Source organism: Chitinophaga sp. Ak27 (assembly GCF_012726295.1).
Taxonomy (GTDB): Bacteria; Bacteroidota; Bacteroidia; order Chitinophagales; family Chitinophagaceae; genus Chitinophaga.
On sequence record NZ_JABAOB010000003.1, the window covers coordinates 244393 to 260239 of the forward strand.

General features: G+C 46.2%; 17 protein-coding genes. 12 read left to right on the top strand and 5 right to left on the bottom strand.

Features of this window, described 5'->3' with window-relative positions; translation table 11 throughout:
* Nucleotides 1-203: 203 nt before the first annotated feature.
* From HGH90_RS12455 to HGH90_RS12480, 6 genes are all read left to right on the top strand, one after another.
* Entirely contained in the window at nt 204-530 is a 327-nt protein-coding gene (locus tag HGH90_RS12455) for a DUF6686 family protein (protein ID WP_169191233.1), read from the top strand.
* 156 nt (nt 531-686) lie between these two features.
* Entirely contained in the window at nt 687-1691 is a 1005-nt protein-coding gene (glsA, locus tag HGH90_RS12460; RefSeq protein ID WP_211172633.1) for a glutaminase A, read from the top strand.
* A 127-nt stretch (nt 1692-1818) separates the two neighbouring features.
* Nucleotides 1819-2769, top strand: coding sequence for a DnaJ C-terminal domain-containing protein (locus HGH90_RS12465; RefSeq protein ID WP_168761759.1), 951 nt, complete (start codon nt 1819-1821; stop codon nt 2767-2769).
* Nucleotides 2762-3109 (top strand): hypothetical protein, encoded by a 348-nt coding sequence (locus HGH90_RS12470; protein ID WP_145664119.1) that lies wholly within the window; start codon nt 2762-2764, stop codon nt 3107-3109. Before HGH90_RS12465 ends, HGH90_RS12470 begins: the two co-directional genes overlap by 8 nt.
* The gene (locus HGH90_RS12475; RefSeq protein ID WP_169191234.1) at nt 3106-4527 is read left to right on the top strand and encodes a DHA2 family efflux MFS transporter permease subunit; all 1422 of its coding nucleotides are present in this window, start codon (nt 3106-3108) and stop codon (nt 4525-4527) included. The genes HGH90_RS12470 and HGH90_RS12475 overlap by 4 nt, the downstream gene beginning before the upstream one ends.
* A 58-nt stretch (nt 4528-4585) precedes the next feature.
* Nucleotides 4586-6031, top strand: a complete 1446-nt coding sequence (locus HGH90_RS12480; protein ID WP_169191235.1) for a hybrid sensor histidine kinase/response regulator — start codon at nt 4586-4588, stop codon at nt 6029-6031.
* On the opposite strand, the gene HGH90_RS12485 is transcribed toward HGH90_RS12480, so the two are convergent.
* Nucleotides 6028-6858 (bottom strand): S1 RNA-binding domain-containing protein, encoded by an 831-nt coding sequence (locus HGH90_RS12485; protein ID WP_169191236.1) that lies wholly within the window; start codon nt 6856-6858, stop codon nt 6028-6030. The genes HGH90_RS12480 and HGH90_RS12485 overlap by 4 nt on opposite strands.
* Nucleotides 6859-7002: 144 nt before the next feature.
* On the opposite strand from HGH90_RS12485, the gene HGH90_RS12490 reads away from it, so the two are divergent.
* Nucleotides 7003-7839 carry a sulfite exporter TauE/SafE family protein gene (locus HGH90_RS12490; RefSeq protein WP_168761763.1) on the top strand — a complete coding sequence of 279 codons (837 nt, stop codon included), beginning with the start codon at nt 7003-7005 and terminating at the stop codon, nt 7837-7839.
* Nucleotides 7840-7842: 3 nt separating this feature from the next.
* Nucleotides 7843-8238 carry a DUF1634 domain-containing protein gene (locus HGH90_RS12495; RefSeq protein WP_169191237.1) on the top strand — a complete coding sequence of 132 codons (396 nt, stop codon included), beginning with the start codon at nt 7843-7845 and terminating at the stop codon, nt 8236-8238.
* A 2-nt stretch (nt 8239-8240) separates the two neighbouring features.
* Here the strand turns inward: HGH90_RS12495 and HGH90_RS12500 are convergent, their stop codons facing one another.
* Entirely contained in the window at nt 8241-9602 is a 1362-nt protein-coding gene (locus tag HGH90_RS12500; protein ID WP_169191238.1) for an alpha-L-fucosidase, read from the bottom strand.
* 202 nt (nt 9603-9804) lie between these two features.
* Entirely contained in the window at nt 9805-11319 is a 1515-nt protein-coding gene (locus HGH90_RS12505) for a malate:quinone oxidoreductase (RefSeq protein WP_169191239.1), read from the bottom strand.
* Nucleotides 11320-11531: 212 nt separating this feature from the next.
* On the opposite strand from HGH90_RS12505, the gene HGH90_RS12510 reads away from it, so the two are divergent.
* The 4 genes from HGH90_RS12510 (at nt 11532) to HGH90_RS12525 (ending at nt 14326) form a co-directional block, all read left to right on the top strand.
* Nucleotides 11532-12359, top strand: a complete 828-nt coding sequence (locus HGH90_RS12510) for a metallophosphoesterase family protein (RefSeq protein WP_169191240.1) — start codon at nt 11532-11534, stop codon at nt 12357-12359.
* Nucleotides 12360-12397: 38 nt separating this feature from the next.
* Entirely contained in the window at nt 12398-13036 is a 639-nt protein-coding gene (locus HGH90_RS12515; RefSeq protein WP_168761768.1) for an SMI1/KNR4 family protein, read from the top strand.
* 54 nt (nt 13037-13090) lie between these two features.
* The gene (locus tag HGH90_RS12520) at nt 13091-13702 is read left to right on the top strand and encodes a hypothetical protein (RefSeq protein WP_168761769.1); all 612 of its coding nucleotides are present in this window, start codon (nt 13091-13093) and stop codon (nt 13700-13702) included.
* A 297-nt stretch (nt 13703-13999) separates the two neighbouring features.
* Nucleotides 14000-14326, top strand: coding sequence for a hypothetical protein (locus tag HGH90_RS12525; RefSeq protein WP_169191241.1), 327 nt, complete (start codon nt 14000-14002; stop codon nt 14324-14326).
* A 731-nt stretch (nt 14327-15057) separates the two neighbouring features.
* Here HGH90_RS12525 and HGH90_RS12530 read toward each other — a convergent pair.
* The gene (locus tag HGH90_RS12530) at nt 15058-15321 is read right to left on the bottom strand and encodes a hypothetical protein (RefSeq protein ID WP_168761771.1); all 264 of its coding nucleotides are present in this window, start codon (nt 15319-15321) and stop codon (nt 15058-15060) included.
* A 106-nt stretch (nt 15322-15427) separates the two neighbouring features.
* Nucleotides 15428-15814 (bottom strand): SRPBCC domain-containing protein, encoded by a 387-nt coding sequence (locus tag HGH90_RS12535; protein WP_168761772.1) that lies wholly within the window; start codon nt 15812-15814, stop codon nt 15428-15430.
* Nucleotides 15815-15847 lie beyond the last annotated feature (33 nt).

Below are 15847 nucleotides of genomic sequence, written 5' to 3' on the forward strand. Positions count from 1 at the left end.
GCGTAACAGGTTTTCCTGATCCGATCATTGCGGTGAGTAGTCCATTCTTATTTTTGTGACATGTCAATGATACCCCGGTGGATTTAGCCATACATATAAACAGATCTATTGTTTGCGCCACCAGATCTCAGATAGTAAAGAATGATGAATGAAGTCCTGACAGCGGCCGGCTCCCGGCCGCTGGAGGCACAAACCATACGCCCATGTGTAATTACCAGACATTGTATCATGGCGCGGCGGGATATGTGATCCGCTGCCCTCATTGTAAAGGAATCCAGCTTGCTTTTGGTACTACCGTTGTTAACCTGGCCACTGCAGAATTTAGTTGCTTTAAAAAGATGGTGACCCGGCTGGCGGATGATCATCATGACGCTACGCTGCACGAAAAATCAATTTGTTTGCCCCTGCCGGCCGATCATGTGATGATGCTGGTTACTCCTGCTGAAATAGGCGATTTGTCGCGTATGGCGGCAGAAGTACAGGCATTGTTGGATACCTATGAAATATTGGAAACTACTTCCACAGATTAAGTATGCGTTGGTGCCGGCCTGTTCATCCGTCTTTTAACCCTGGTTCCGGTTTTTTATTGTCAGCATAAGAACGGATAATGCTCGTTAAGTATGAACGCTACATTATATTTGCGTGCGCATACGTGCATGCGGTTAACAGTATAAAAACGCAATCATATGAAAACGACAGTTGCATTACTCCTGGTAATGGTGCTGGGATTTACCAATAGTTACTCCCAGAAAAGCGCCAAACCAGTTGACTACAATGCGGTCATTAACGAAGCATTTCAACTTTTCAAAAATGAAAAGGGTGGCAAAAATGCAAACTATATCCCTTTCCTCGATAAGGTGGATCCCGATATGTACGGTATTGTGCTGGTAACGAAAGAAGGGCAGGTATACCAGGTAGGAGAAACCCGGTATGAATTCGGGATTGAATCAATAGAAAAAGTATTTACCCTTTGCATGGCGATGGAAATATTTGGCGATTCAGCCATCCTGGAGAAAGTAGGTGCGGCGCAAACAGGATTGCCTTTTAATTCGGTTCCTGCCATTGAGCAGAACGGCCAGAAGCCCTCCAATCCGCTGGTAAATGCCGGCGCCATGGCTACCACCAGCTTACTGACCAGTCATTTCGGGCATGCTGATGCCTGGGATAAAGTGAATACTTATTTCGGCAGGTTTGCGGGAAGGCCCCTCACCGTGCTGGATGAGCTGTATAAGTCGGAAGCTGCTACCAATGAACATAACCAGGCAATTGCCATGTTGCTGAAATCGTATGGATACATGTATGATGATCCGTTATATGCCTGTGACTTTTATACCAAACAATGTTCTTATGGGGTTACCACCCGCGACCTGGGGATTATGGCCGGTACGCTCGCCAATGGCGGTGTAAATCCCATTACCAAAGAGCGGTTACTGAAAGAAGTGTATGTACCGCGGGTACTGGCCATTATGGGCACTACCGGGTTGTATGAAACCACCGGCGACTGGATGTATAAAGTAGGATTACCCAGTAAGAGTGGTGTTGGGGGCGGTATTATTTCAGTGGCGCCTGGCCGTTTTGCTGTTGCTGTTTTTTCGCCCCGGTTGGATAAGGCAGGTAACAGTGTGAGGGCGCAGGAAGCTATTAAATATATTTCAGAGAAATTGTCTGCCAATGTGTATTTAGGGAGATAATTGTGGTGGAATAACCACTGATTGGTGAACGGTGCCGGGGATTTTCCGGAGGCCGTTCACCAATTTTTTTTCGGGGTTAATTCGTAAATTCATAAAACAAGTTATCATATTAACCTGTTTTAGAGCTATGGACGTAAAAGATTATTATAAGATACTGGGAGTAGAGAAAGCGGCGACAGCTGAGCAGATAAAGAAAGCTTACCGGAAACTGGCGGTGAAATATCACCCGGATAAAAATCCGGACGATAAGGCTGCAGAGGAAAAGTTCAAGGAAATTAACGAGGCTTACGAGGTGTTGAGTGATGCGGAGAAGCGCAAAAAATATGATCAGTTTGGGGAGAATTATAAATACTACGAGCAGCATGGGGGCCGGCCGGAGGATTACGACTGGTCGCAGTTTGGCGGCCGCGGCCGTGGGCAGACATATAGCAGCGGGAATATGGAAGACATATTCGGCGGCGGTGCTGGTGGAGAGGGCTTTTCAGATTTCTTTGAGCAGCTTTTTGGCAGCAGGTTTGCGGGCGGAAGACGGGGACAAACTTCGCAGGGACCCGGCAGGGGCCGCGATGTGCAGGCAACGATGGAGGTAACGCTGGAAGATGCTTATACAGGAGCCACCCGGCAAGTGGAGGTAAATGGCAGCCGGCTCAATATTAAACTGAAACCTGGTTTGTATGAAGGACAGGTAATCCGGCTGAAAGGCAAGGGGAGCCCGGGGCGTAAGGGAGGAGAGAACGGTGATTTACTGATCAGCGTACAATTGGCGCCACATCCGCATTATGAACTGAAGGGACAGGATATCTATACAGATCTGGCTTTGCCCTTGTACACCGCCGTATTAGGAGGAAAAGTAACCGTGAATACGCCCGGTACAGCATTGAACATGAATATACCCGCAGGAACGGACAGTGGGAAGGTATTCCGGTTAAAGGGAAAAGGAATGCCAGCCTACGATAATAAAGGTACCGCGGGCGATTTATACATCAAAGCAATTATACATATACCAACAAATCTTTCCGACAAGGAAAAAGAACTGTTTCAGCAACTTTCACAACTAAATGAGAATGGCCATGCTTAAACTTTTTGATTACCTGGAAGAAGTGATTTCCACTGAAAGAATTTCACAGCTCAACAATCCCAAGTTGTTGTATACCGCCAGTGAAATCATGCAGGAGCTGGGCTACGGCCAGTCCGGTATGGAACAGGAACCATTGGACAGAGCCATGCATGCGTGCGCGGCGCTGAATATCCCGGTGGACTTCAACTTCAAGAAAGTATATTGTTTTAAAGACGGTGAACTTACTACCGATTGGCAATTATCTGAACTGGCTACCTACCTGTTTATGATTAATTGTAACCCACTAAATCCTTATGTAGCTAAAGCGCAGCTGATCTTTATGATGAAAGACAGAGTATGAGAGATATTAACCGTACCGGTATCCTGATTGTAGTGATTATGGGTACTACCATGGCCGGGATAGATTCGAGTATCGTTAATATATCCCTTCCAGTGATGAGTAAGCAGTTTAACTGTACGCTCGATGAAATTGAATGGGTGATTACGGTATATATGCTCAGCTTTTCGGTATTGATGCCGTTGACCAACTGGCTGAAGAACAGGATAGGTTTTTTTAATCTTTATGTGGGGGCCGTTTCTCTTTTTACATTGGGTTCACTGATGTGTGCCTTGTCGACCAGCCTCGATTCATTGCTGGTAGGCAGGGTAGTACAGGCATTGGGTGGCGGGGCTATGGCGCCTACCTCGATGGCCATTATTTCCTATGTATTTCCCGCCCGTGTGCGTGGTGCCGTTTTGGGCTGGTGGGGACTGGGCAACCTGATTGGCCCCGCCATGGGACCTACCCTTGGAGGGATATTAACGGAAAAGTTTGGTTGGCCTTCCATCTTCTATATTAACCTACCCATTGGTATCATTACCGTGGTGTTGGCATACAAATACCTGGATGTATTGCGTAAGCAACCCAAATTAAAGCTTCCCTTCGATCTTACAGGCTTTGTTGCCCTTACTATCTCCCTGGTGTGTTTACAATATGGTATTGCCAGGGCAGAAGTAGTGGGCATTACTTCGCCGGAAATACTATTGACCCTGGCGATGGCCCTGCTGGCATTTATTTGTTTTATATGGATAGACCGGCGCAAGCAGGACCCTATTATGGACCTGGCCCTTTTCAGTAATTATTCATTTGTGAGTTGTATTTTGGTCACTATTTCCCGGGCGGCGGCATTGTACGGTGGGCTGTTTCTGATGCCTTTCCTGTTGCAGGAGCAAATGGGTTTTTCGGAAGGTATTTCCGGGTTGCTGATATTGCCTAACTCCGTGTTTATGGCCGTATTGATGCCCTTTGCCGGTCGTTGGTCAGATAAGCATGGATCCAGGGAAATTTCCATGCTGGGCATTTTACTATTGGCGGTATCCATGTATTTATTTGCCGAACTCGATAGGGGTAGTCATTTAACCGCCGTAATTGTTACCATGACGGTAAGGGGTATCGGTATGGGGTTGCTGCTGGCGCCCTTGAATGCTGCTACACTCAGTGCAGTAAAGCCGAGCGAAGTAACGATGGCTTCTTCCATCAGCACGCTGATGCAACAGGTAGGCGGGGCCATTGGTATAGCCGTGCTGGCTATTGTAACCCAGGCCGCCTACAACCGGCATGTGCTGGAAGGATTAACGAATATGAGAGCACATCACCTGGCGTTACGGGAAGGCTTTTATATTTCGCTGATCATTTTAGCCGTAACCCTGGTACCTGCCTGGTTTCTACCAAGAAGGAACGTGGTGCTAAAGGATACCGGTACTCATATAGATACCTGATTTTTTGTGCATAATTATTGATGAGAGGTTAAAATAATGAAGGAATTTTTGCGAAACTATGACAACAAACGGTAAGCAGCACATTTTGATGATAGACGATGACGAAGATGATTTTTTCCTGGTAAATGCTTTACTACAGGACATCTCTCCGGATCAATATGTGCTGCAATGGGTATCCTCTTATAAAGAAGCCCTGTTGGCTATCGAAACACGGTCGCATGACCTTTACCTGGTCGACTACCGGTTGGGTGCTCATACCGGTATTGATGTGTTGCATCATTTCCGCAACCTGGGATACAAAGCCCCCGTCATTCTATTTACTGGTAAAGGCGATTATAAAATCGATAAAGAAGCCATGCAGGCCGGTGCGTCCGACTACCTGGTAAAGAGCGAAATTAACGCAGCTTTATTGGAACGCGCCATCCGTTATACGTTAGACAAGTTTAATCATCTGCTGGCCATTGAGAAAAGCGAGAAACGTTATTTCAGCATCTTCGAAAAATCAAACGACCTGATTATCCTGGCCGACTGCGAACACAAGATAGTGGCCGCTAACCCTGCGGCGCTGCGGGTGTTGAAATATGAAGAGGGTGAACTATACAGCAGCCGTTTACAAAGCCTGTTTGCCGATGACGAAGAAATAAAGGGTTTCCTTGACCATCTTTGCTCCGATGATGGCGTAGTGCAGCGGGAGTATACTTTCCGCAGCAAGAGCGGGCAGCAGCTCGACGTAATGATGAATGCATCGCTGTTGGATGAAAAGAAACAGCTGTATTTATGCATTATCCAGGATATTACCGCACGCAAACGCAAGGAGCGGGAAAAGCAGCAACAGGAAAAATTTGCCATTACCGGCCGTATTGCCCGCCTGGTGGCCCATGAAGTACGCAACCCGCTTACCAATATCTTGCTGGCGGTTTCACAGCTTAAAACAGAACCTGTTGCCGAATCAGAAGATACGCAGCTATACCTGGATATCATGGAGCGCAACTGCCACCGGATCAATCAGCTGATCACGGAGCTGTTGCAGTCTACCCGCATGTCGGAGCTGAATATGCTGCCAATGGGGCTGAATGTACTGTTGGAAAAGGCGTTACAGCTGGCGGCCGACCGGTTACAGCTGAATAATATTACAGTAGAAAAGAACCTGGGCGAGCCGGATCACACGATATTGGCAGATGAGGATAAAATACTGATTGCCTTGCTGAATATCATTATCAATGGTATTGAAGCGATGAAAAACGGGGAAGGATGTTTAGCTATTCAGTCTTGGGGGGAAAACGACCGGGTGTTTATTCGTATATCCGATAACGGGAGTGGTATTTCTGAGCAGAACCTGGCCAAGTTATTTGAGCCTTTTTTTACCAATAAAACCAAGGGAACGGGGTTAGGGCTTACAGCTACGCAGAATATCATATTGCAGCACCAGGGCACTATTTCTGTAGATAGCGCCCTGGGCAAAGGCACTAGTTTCCTGATCAGTTTCCCGATCCATCATGGCTAGTCTTCCGCTATTTTGAAACCTGTTTGTGTAAAAGCAATTTTCCGTTGTTTATACAGGTTGCCGATCGTCATTTTAAATGTTTTCTTACTCATGCCAAAGAAGTCCTGGATTTCTTCCGGGGTCGACTTATCATGATAGGGTAAATAGCCATCATTTTCCCGGAGCAGGCGTAATACTTTTTCCCCTTCATCTTCTACTTTGCTGAACCCGGGCTTACCTAAGATCACATCTATTTTATCATCTTTTATCTGGCGTATGAACCCGGTCATTTTATCGCCGATTTCAATGGGGCGGAAAATGTCGCTGTGATGGAGGATACCGGTATGCTGGTTGTTGATGATCATTACATAGCCGATGTCGGTACGGCGATAGGCTACCAGGTTTACCAGGTCTTTTTCTTTGACGGTGAGGTTTTCGTTGCTGAGAAAGCGGTCAATTTTTTCGGTGGCAGCCAGTCGCCCTGTCAGTTCATCGATATATATTTTTACCAGGTATTCCTGTCCGGGTACCATGCGGGTAAGTTGCTGGGACTGGGCTACAAACAGGTCTTTCATGAGGCCCCAGTCGAGGAAGGCGCCTTGTTTGGTAGTGCTGACGGCTTTCAGGAGTACAATATCGCCGGCAACGCCGTAGGGGCGTTGGGTGGTGGCAATAAGACGGTTTTCGGAGTCGTGGTAGATAAATACTTCCAGTTCATCGCCGATTTTTGTTTCCCTGGGTACAAACCTGCTGGGGAGCAGGATTTCCTGGTCTATGCCCTCCAGGTATACACCAAAGTCAGCTTCTTTTTTTACTCTCAGGAGATTGTATTCACCCACCTTTATCATAAAATTCAATTAATTGTCCGGCTGCAAGTTACTTATAGATTGCCGGATTGCGAGAATCATATTCTGCTTACTTTTGTAAGTAACGGCTACTCAATAATAACTGTAATTCCATAAAAGCTGTTTCAAAAACCAACCGACCATCTTATGACGATTTTATTTTTTACCCTGATCTTGCTATGCGGGGCCTTCACGGCTGGCCTGCTGGGGTCGCTTACCGGTTTAGGAGGCGGCGTTGTCATTATTCCGTTGCTCACCCTGGGATTCCATGTCGACATCCGTTATGCCATTGGTACCGCCCTGGTAGCCTCCATTGCTACTTCATCGGGGTCAGCCTCAGCTTATGTGAAAGAGGGCATTACCAATATCCGGCTGGGGATGTTCCTGGAAATAGCCACCACCACGGGTGCGGTGGCAGGTGCGCTCATTGCCGTGTACATGCCTACAAATGTGGTAGCCATTATTTTCGGGCTGGTACTTATTTTTTCTTCCCTGGTGTCGTTTCAAAAGAAAACACCGTATGCGGAAGACAGTGCCAAAAGCAAGCTGGCGGCGCAGCTGCGGCTCAATAGCAGTTATCCTTCTGCCGATGGAGCCGTTAATTACCAGGTACATCGTGTACCCGGGGGCTATTTTATGATGACCTTTGCCGGTGTAATGTCCGGGTTGCTGGGTATTGGTTCCGGCGCCCTGAAAGTGTTGGCGATGGATAATATTATGCGCATTCCATTTAAGGTATCTACCACCACCAGTAATTTTATGATTGGCGTAACCGCTGCTGCCAGCGCCGTGGTATACCTGCAGCGGGGTTATATTTCCCCGGGCTTGTGTATGCCGGTGGTATTGGGGGTGTTGGCCGGGGCCTTTGCCGGTTCCAGGCTGCTTACCCGTGCCAATGTAAAATGGCTGCGTATTGTATTTAGCGTGGTCATTGGCTTCCTCGCTTTGCAGATGATTTATAATGGTATCACCGGAAAACTATAACATATGAAAAAATTATTTTCTACTTATTTCCGGGATAAAGATATTCAGCAGCTCATTGGCAAGCAGTTGCGCCTGGGCGTGATACTCTCCAGTGCGATTGTGCTGGTGGGTGGTATTATTTACCTGGTACGGCATGGGCATGAACAGCCCTCCTACGGCAGCTTTACCGGCGTACGTGAAGGGCTGAACAATTTGCCCGGCATCTGGCAGGGCGTGCTGGAGAACAAGGGCATGAATATTATCCAGCTGGGAGTGGTATTGCTCATTGCCACGCCTATTATTCGTATAGCCTTTTCTGTTATTGCTTTTCTTTTAGAGAGAGATTACCTCTATGTAGTGCTCACCCTGGTGGTGCTGGGCATAATTATGTTCAGCATGAGTGGTGGCCTGGCCGGTTAGGGCTACAGGCTTACAGCTACTACGGTGGCTATTTTATCGGGCGCCTGTGCAGGGAGATCAATGATGAGCTCATCTGCGCGGGCGTTGGTAGAGAGTGTTTGTCCGCCTGCCAGCAGCCTGGCATGGCGTATTTTCTCTTTAATGCCCGGTACATGTAGTTTGCCATCGGCTGGCCAGTCGAATATGTGGAGATAGAGCGTGGTGCCGTTATCTTTCTTTTTCTGCGTACAGCGGCCCCAGGGCAAAGGAGGCAACGGGCTACCCTGTGTGCCGTAGATGGCTTCTCCATTTACCTTCATCCATTGGCCTATGCCTTTCAATGCGGTGAGACTTCCTTCCGGGAAGGCGCCACTGGCATCGGGACCTACATTCAAGAGATAGTTCCCATTTTTAGAAGCGATATCTACCAGGTTACGTATAAGCGTTTCCGTGCTTTTCCATTTGTGGTCGTAGCTTTTATAACCCCAGGTACCGTTCATGGTCATGCAGGTTTCCCAGTCGCGTCCGTCCAGTTCGGCGGGGGAGGGAATTTTTTGTTCCGGTGTTTTATAGTCGCCCGGAAAATTGGGGCGTTTGAGGCGATCGTTGGTAATGATATTGGGTTGCAGGGCCAATACAGCCTGCAATTTTTCTGCATATTCATCCGTCATGTTGGTAGGCGTATCCCACCAGAGCACGGCTACATCGCCGTAGTTGGTAAGTAGTTCCTTTACCTGCGGCACGGCTACTTTATCGATGTATTCCGACATGGAGGTGGTGGTTTGTGCGGGGTCCCAGTGACCGCTGTGCTCGAGCGTATAGGCGTCTATGCGGGCAGAGTCAGGGTTGGGCCATCCTTCCGTGGCTATTTTGCGGGCGGCGGCGCCGCCGGGGTTGTTCCAGTCTTGCGCCTGTGAATAATAGAAGCCTAGTTTGAGACCGTATTTCTTACAGGCGGCGGCCAGTGGTTTCAGTACATCTTTTCCGTAGGGGGTGGCATCTACTATGTTCCATTTGCTGGCGCTTGATTTAAACAGGGCGAATCCGTCGTGGTGTTTGGCGGTGATTACGATGTACTTCATGCCTGCGTCTTTGGCGGTTTTTACCCAGGCATCTGCGTCATACTTAGTAGGATTGAATTGACGGGCGTATTGCTGATAAGTAGCTACAGGGATTTTCGCGCGGTTCATGATCCATTCTCCGCCCCGGCCTACCTGTTGACCATTATATACGCCTCCGAGTACGGCATAGTCGCCCCAGTGAATGAACATGCCGAAGCGTGCGTCGCGCCACCATTGCATGCGCTGATCGCGTGATGGTGTGGTTTGCGCAAATAGCTGGGTAGTGACAAGTAATACGATGAATAAGTGGAATACTTTTCTCATAACTTTTGTGGATATTATTAATAATGCAAACGTTTGCATTGGCCGGGTGAAAAATAAGCGCATTGCGCTTTTTATCTCTCTGTAATACTAATATCCGCAAAAAAGGAAAAGAAAGCTGGATGAATTTTGCCGGAAGGTTATACTTTTTTAACGAAAGGCACCTGTTCAGCTATTTCAGTAGCTGAACAGGTACTTAGTTATCTTAAGCCATTTCCATTTCGCGCAGTTCGAGTACCTGGGTAGTCCATGTCCGGAGTTCGTCTACCATGGCGGGATTATTCAGGAGGGACTGGCCGTAGGACGGGATCATTTTCTTCAGTTTCACCTGCCATGCTTCTGTCTCCACATCTTCCTTGAAGCAGCGTTTCAGGAGGTTGAGCATGATAGAAACCGCGGTAGAAGCGCCTGGGGAAGCTCCCAGCAGTGCGGCGATGGAACCATCGGCAGCACTTACTACTTCGGTACCGAATTCGAGGATGCCGCCATGTTCAGGATCTTTTTTAATTACCTGTACACGCTGACCGGCAATTTCCAGCTCCCAGTCTTCCATTTTAGCTTCAGGGAAGTATTCACGCAGGGCTTCCAGTCTGTCTTCCGGCTTTTGTCTTACCTGGGCAATGAGGTATTTGGTGAGCGGAATATTGTCCAGGCCTGCAGAAACCATCGGGCGTATATTATTGGCCTTGATGGATAATGGCAGGTCCATGAAGGAACCGTTTTTCAGGAATTTAGTGGAGAACCCGGCGTAGGGGCCAAACAGCAATGCTTTTTGGCCGTCTATCATGCGGGTGTCCAGGTGGGGCACCGACATAGGAGGCGCTCCTACAGAGGCTTTCCCATATACTTTAGCACGGTGCTGTTCAATTATTTCAGGATTGTTGCAGCGCAGCCATTGTCCGCTTACCGGGAAACCGCCGAAACCTTTTCCTTCCGGGATGTCTGATTTTTCCAGTAATGGGAGGGAGCCGCCGCCGGCGCCAATAAATACGAATTTTGTCTGAATGGTTTGTTTGTCGCGGGTTTCACGGTTTTTTACCTTGATTACCCAGGAGCCATCATCGGCTTTTTTGAGGTCGCGTACATCGTGGTTGAAGTGCAAGGTAACGCCATCGAGTTTTTCGAGGTGGTTAAACAATGCACGGCTCAATGCGCCGAAGTTCACGTCGGTACCCATTTCCATGCGGGTAGCTGCTACTTTCTGAGATGGGTCGCGGCCTTCCATTACCAGCGGGATCCAGGATTTCAGCTTTTCCTGGTCTTCCGTATATTCCATGCTTTTAAAAAGATGGCATTGCTGCAGGGCTTTGAACCGCTTTTTGAGGTAATCCACATTGTCTTCTCCCCAAACAAAACTCATGTGGGGAATGCTCTGAATAAAGTTGTGCGGATTGGAAATGATGTTGTTTTCTACGAGATAAGACCAGAACTGGCGGGATACTTCAAACTGCTCTGCAATGTTCACCGCTTTTTTAATGTCTACCGATCCATCTTGCTTTTGTGGCGTGTAATTCAACTCGCAAAATGCAGAGTGACCTGTGCCTGCATTGTTCCAGGCATCGGAACTTTCAGCAGCCGCCACATCCAGTCGTTCAAAAATTGCAATGGTTAACCCGGGTTCGAGCTCTTTGAGGAGCATTCCGAGTGTAGCGCTCATGATGCCAGCGCCGATTAAAACCACATCCGGACCTGTTCCAGCTGTACTCTTGCTTCTAAACATAACCCCATTTTTATTCGAGGTGCAAAGTTACAATCAAAACATTTATGCAGGGTGACAATTTTGGTTCTTTTAAGACACTTTAACAATATTATTACAATTCTTTCTGAATGGATTGAAAGATTTGAATTTATTAAAGAGATATATAATTTTATCTTTTGGTTAAGCATCTGGCCGTGAAGTAATTGACTACCCGTAAATATTACTTTTATTTTATGATGAACAGACGTGCATTTCTAAAAGGCGCTTCCGCCGCCATCGTAATTTCTGCCTGCGGAAAAATAGTAAGTGCCGCCACTGCCCGGCATTTCGACAGCAAAACCGTTTTCCGCTTTGCCGTAGGCTCCGACTGGCACTATGGAGAGCCGAAAACCCAGTACGACCAGTACTTCCAGGATCTGCAATCGGCTTTCAACCAGTACCAGCAGGCATTTCCGTGTGAGTTTTTCGTATTGAACGGCGACATTATCCACAACAACCCAGATTTATTATTACCCGCTGCCGCCAAGCTGAAAACCCTGCACCCGAAACTGTTTGTTACCCATGGTAACCACGATATGGTATCGGCCGAAGCCTGGCAACAAGCCTGGGGACATCCGCTCAATCACGATATCGTGATTGGCAAACAAGTAATCCTGCTGGGAGATACCGCAGATGATAAAGGCAAATACCTTTGTCCCGATGTGGAATGGTTTGCCCGTAAACTGGAACAATACAAAGCTGCTCCCAATGTTTTCATCTTCCTGCATATTACCCCGGTAAAATGGACAGACAATGGACTGGATTGTACCGAATTTCAATCTCTGATAAAAAAATATCCTAATATAAGAGCCGTATTCAACGGGCACGATCACGACCAGGACAGCGTAAAAATGTTGGACGACACTAAAATACCTTTCCTCTTTGATGGTCATGTGGGCGGTAGCTGGGGTGTAGGCTACCACGGCTTCCGCGTGGTAGAGCTGAAGAAAGACGGTAGTTTGCTTTCCTTCATCATGAATCCGCTGAAAAGACAGGACGAAAGAGTTTTTCCGAAAGTTTAGCTATTTTGCCGGTACATTCGACCGATAAACGAACAACTATGCTGGAGGAACTGGAAAAGGACTACGGGTTTACCTATCCAACACTTTACAAACAATTATATAAAGATGGAATGCTGGACTGGGGCGAGTTTGGGGAAGGCTGGCTGGACAAGGTATATCCTTCCATCAAAACCGCGCCGCCACTGTTGCTGTATGCCAACGACCTGGAAATAATGCCGCTCAGCACTGTAGATGAAGAAATGGACGGGGGCCTCCTGTTTGCCGATCCTATACACCGGTTTGTGCCATTTGCCCTTAGCGGCGCCGGCGACTGGTTTGCCTTCTATTTCAATTTGCAGGAAGGTGACAACGTGCCTATCGTACAGGTATTTCACGATGCCAACGAAGCTTGCATTCTCGCTAAAAATTTACAGGACTTCATATTCCTGCAAATGCTGGAAGCTGTAACAGACCTGGTTCCGGAATATCCTTCCCTGATTGAGCACGGCGACATAAAAGAGAACTGCCACAACTTCCTGCGTACACACGCTCCTTATCTGACCCCCAAACAGGCGAAGATTATCGCCGCCGTATACGAAACCGGCAGCTTAACCAATACCGCCCTGCACGAAATTGTAGAAAAAGAAATGAGCTTTGAATGGTTGGATAGTAGCTTTCCTTACCAGGTAAGAGAATAAATTTTTCTGAGAGGCTGACCGCTGGTTAGCCTCTTTTTATATGAACCGATACCTATGAAAACACACCTCATTTATTTGCTCGTTGCCCTATGTGGCCTGCTAGGCAGCTGCCACACTAAATCACCCGTGAACGCAGGAACTACCACGCTCAGCGAAGGCGTAATTACACTGAAACCAGATACCATCAGGACATTCCGGCTGCTAAATGAAGATGGCAGTGTATGGAAACAAATCGTTTTTAACGACGGCTTTTCCGATAGCCTGCTCCTACCCTATGCGTCAAAACCGGAAAACTGGCTGCTGGTTTTCAGATGTACCCATAAAGAACATAACCGGTATAAAGTAATCGTGAACGAAGAAACTGGTAATACAAAATACATCAGCAGCAACGACTCCAACTTCATTGCCCAAAGCTGGGAAGAGAATATGCTCCAGTCTACGTTTATAGGCTTCGACGTAAAGACAAACCCACTAAAGGAATCGCCACTGGTATCCGCTGCTAACGTGCCTTATGCCCCAGACGAAGAAGAAGATGTATTCTTCCGCGCGGTGAAAGTTGAAGGCGATTGGGTACAGGTAAAGAGTAATGATGACCAGGTGATAGGATGGATAAGATGGAAGAATGAGAAAGGAGAGATGATGGTGGATGTTTTTTATGATGCGTGAGGGTAACGGGATAGGGTATACGATTTAATACTCATTTGGAAACTGAAGTCACTGCGCCAATAGAATGCGTATCGCCTTTTTATCTTCACAACACTGTCCTGGTAATAAAATCTTAACTCAAACTAATAACAATGAAAGAAAACTGTTAACCTGAATAGTACCCCTTGCCTGTGAATGTTTGCCCTGATACTGTGTGAAGAACGTCAATGCCTGGCTTATAAACGAATCTGATTAATTTATTCTGTCGCTATACTTATTATGAACAAATTATACCCTATTACGATATAAGTTTCACTAATGCCATTTTACAGCGGAAAGTTCACGCCCCTTATGGACAGGCTGGGGCCCTGGGCTTCTGATTTTGGAACAGCCTTTGGCTCGTTTGATTTATCAGGTAAGGGGTCTTTCATGATTACAACAGATGGAAAAGGGGGATATACAGTTGCAGGTGATATTAAGTATACATTTAGCGATAACTATAGATGGGATAGTAGAAGAGGAGATAGCGGTGATGAAGAACTGGTGGATCATTCAAAAATGAACTCTTTACAATCGCTCGGTGCAAAGAACTTTTACATAAGGTGTATTATATACAAGGAGTGTCTGGTTCAAATGGTTCTTTAGACTATACAGATAAGCGGGATGCTGGAGTTACAGAAGATAAAAGTAGTTACCCGCAAGGTAGCCGCTATTATAGAATGCCAGAAGGTGTAAAGCAAGCAAATAACTATGGTGGTGAATGATTCTATACAATTAATTAAACGAATATTATGGGAGGGAAGCTTAATAGCTGTTCCTTTAGGGGGGGCGTTGCTTGTCTCTTATTCCTTTTTGGATCAGGTGTCTATTTACCTGAATTGGTTTGGCTACGTACTATTATTTTGGGGATTATGTTATTTTTGGGCCAGTCTTTTTTTGAGAAAAAAGGGCCGTTTAGGAAATAGATACTTATTGATTGTAGGAATAGGCTTATTCTTGTTGGGGTTACTATCAGTAATCTATTATTATAATTTTTCACCGTTGCCCGCAGAGCTAGATTACTAATTTAAAAAATTTACTTTTGATAAATGCTAAAAACCAGTCGTAGACCGGGTTTTAGCATTTATCAAAAGACTTTTTAGTTTTATAGTTTTGGGATCACATTATCGATTAAGAAAAACAGATGCTGTTTAGTCTCTGCATCAAATTTTTCAATATCCTCGATCCCTTTTAGCAGATCCTTATCGAAAGCGGATAATTGTCCTTCTCCAATCAGATAATCCACCGTTACAATAAGTAATACCTCAATAGAGGGCGTATTTGCATTGCGCTCATAGTTGCCAATGATGATGTCTCTATGGATCTTTATTGTTTATCTAAGAGGCAAGTATATCAATACCAGGGAACTTATCTGTAAGGATTTTTATAAAATCATTGAAGTCTTGCACTTCCGCTACCGATTCATCTTTGTAGTTTTGTTCATTAAAAACATCATCTCCTTCCAAGAAGTATGAATGTATTTTGAATAGCCCCTTGTTAAAGCTTAGGTGTATTGAATAGAAAACATCATTACTCTTTTTGTAAGAGGTAGTAATATTAGCTCCATTTTTAAGCCGTAGAAATACTTTCTTAATATTCATTTGCTATGGGGTATGAAGGCGCGTTATGGATTGGGTGTAGTTTTATTTTCAAAATAATTACATTTCAAAAGCCCCGCACCGCAGGGCCTTAATATCTCCACAAAAATCAATCCTTATAAAACTCAATCAACGACCCAAAATACTGCTCATTCCATCCCGCTACCATATCTTCATACGCTTCATCGGGAATATTCGTATGCCGCAATTCCACGTCCGTTCCCTTTGGCGACGGGTGTAATTTAATCGTAACAATCGACGGATTTTCGTCTTCTTCTTCTCCAAAATACCATTGCTGCACTATTTTCTTCCCTTCTTCAAATTCCAGGTTGCGGCCTACGATGCTTTCTTCCCAGAGTGAAAATTCGGACCCTGGTTCGGTCGACATTTCCGCTACTTCTCCGGTCCACAACTGGATGGTGGCGGGGTTGGTGAGGGCGGCGTATACTTCTTCCGGCGGGGCGGCGAGAATAAAATGTTTTTTGTAATCTTTCATACCTTCAAAGCTACTGATTTGGAGAATTATTAT

What these genes read in the sequence shown, in the direction of transcription:
- HGH90_RS12455 (WP_169191233.1), top strand. Translation starts at nt 204, where the DNA reads ATGTGTAATTACCAGACATTGTATCATGGCGCGGCGGGATATGTGATC.
- glsA (WP_211172633.1), top strand. Translation starts at nt 687, where the DNA reads ATGAAAACGACAGTTGCATTACTCCTGGTAATGGTGCTGGGATTTACC.
- HGH90_RS12465 (WP_168761759.1), top strand. Translation starts at nt 1,819, where the DNA reads ATGGACGTAAAAGATTATTATAAGATACTGGGAGTAGAGAAAGCGGCG.
- HGH90_RS12470 (WP_145664119.1), top strand. Translation starts at nt 2,762, where the DNA reads ATGCTTAAACTTTTTGATTACCTGGAAGAAGTGATTTCCACTGAAAGA.
- HGH90_RS12475 (WP_169191234.1), top strand. Translation starts at nt 3,106, where the DNA reads ATGAGAGATATTAACCGTACCGGTATCCTGATTGTAGTGATTATGGGT.
- HGH90_RS12480 (WP_169191235.1), top strand. Translation starts at nt 4,586, where the DNA reads ATGACAACAAACGGTAAGCAGCACATTTTGATGATAGACGATGACGAA.
- HGH90_RS12485 (WP_169191236.1), bottom strand. Translation starts at nt 6,858, where the DNA reads ATGATAAAGGTGGGTGAATACAATCTCCTGAGAGTAAAAAAAGAAGCT.
- HGH90_RS12490 (WP_168761763.1), top strand. Translation starts at nt 7,003, where the DNA reads ATGACGATTTTATTTTTTACCCTGATCTTGCTATGCGGGGCCTTCACG.
- HGH90_RS12495 (WP_169191237.1), top strand. Translation starts at nt 7,843, where the DNA reads ATGAAAAAATTATTTTCTACTTATTTCCGGGATAAAGATATTCAGCAG.
- HGH90_RS12500 (WP_169191238.1), bottom strand. Translation starts at nt 9,602, where the DNA reads ATGAGAAAAGTATTCCACTTATTCATCGTATTACTTGTCACTACCCAG.
- HGH90_RS12505 (WP_169191239.1), bottom strand. Translation starts at nt 11,319, where the DNA reads ATGTTTAGAAGCAAGAGTACAGCTGGAACAGGTCCGGATGTGGTTTTA.
- HGH90_RS12510 (WP_169191240.1), top strand. Translation starts at nt 11,532, where the DNA reads ATGATGAACAGACGTGCATTTCTAAAAGGCGCTTCCGCCGCCATCGTA.
- HGH90_RS12515 (WP_168761768.1), top strand. Translation starts at nt 12,398, where the DNA reads ATGCTGGAGGAACTGGAAAAGGACTACGGGTTTACCTATCCAACACTT.
- HGH90_RS12520 (WP_168761769.1), top strand. Translation starts at nt 13,091, where the DNA reads ATGAAAACACACCTCATTTATTTGCTCGTTGCCCTATGTGGCCTGCTA.
- HGH90_RS12525 (WP_169191241.1), top strand. Translation starts at nt 14,000, where the DNA reads ATGCCATTTTACAGCGGAAAGTTCACGCCCCTTATGGACAGGCTGGGG.
- HGH90_RS12530 (WP_168761771.1), bottom strand. Translation starts at nt 15,321, where the DNA reads ATGAATATTAAGAAAGTATTTCTACGGCTTAAAAATGGAGCTAATATT.
- HGH90_RS12535 (WP_168761772.1), bottom strand. Translation starts at nt 15,814, where the DNA reads ATGAAAGATTACAAAAAACATTTTATTCTCGCCGCCCCGCCGGAAGAA.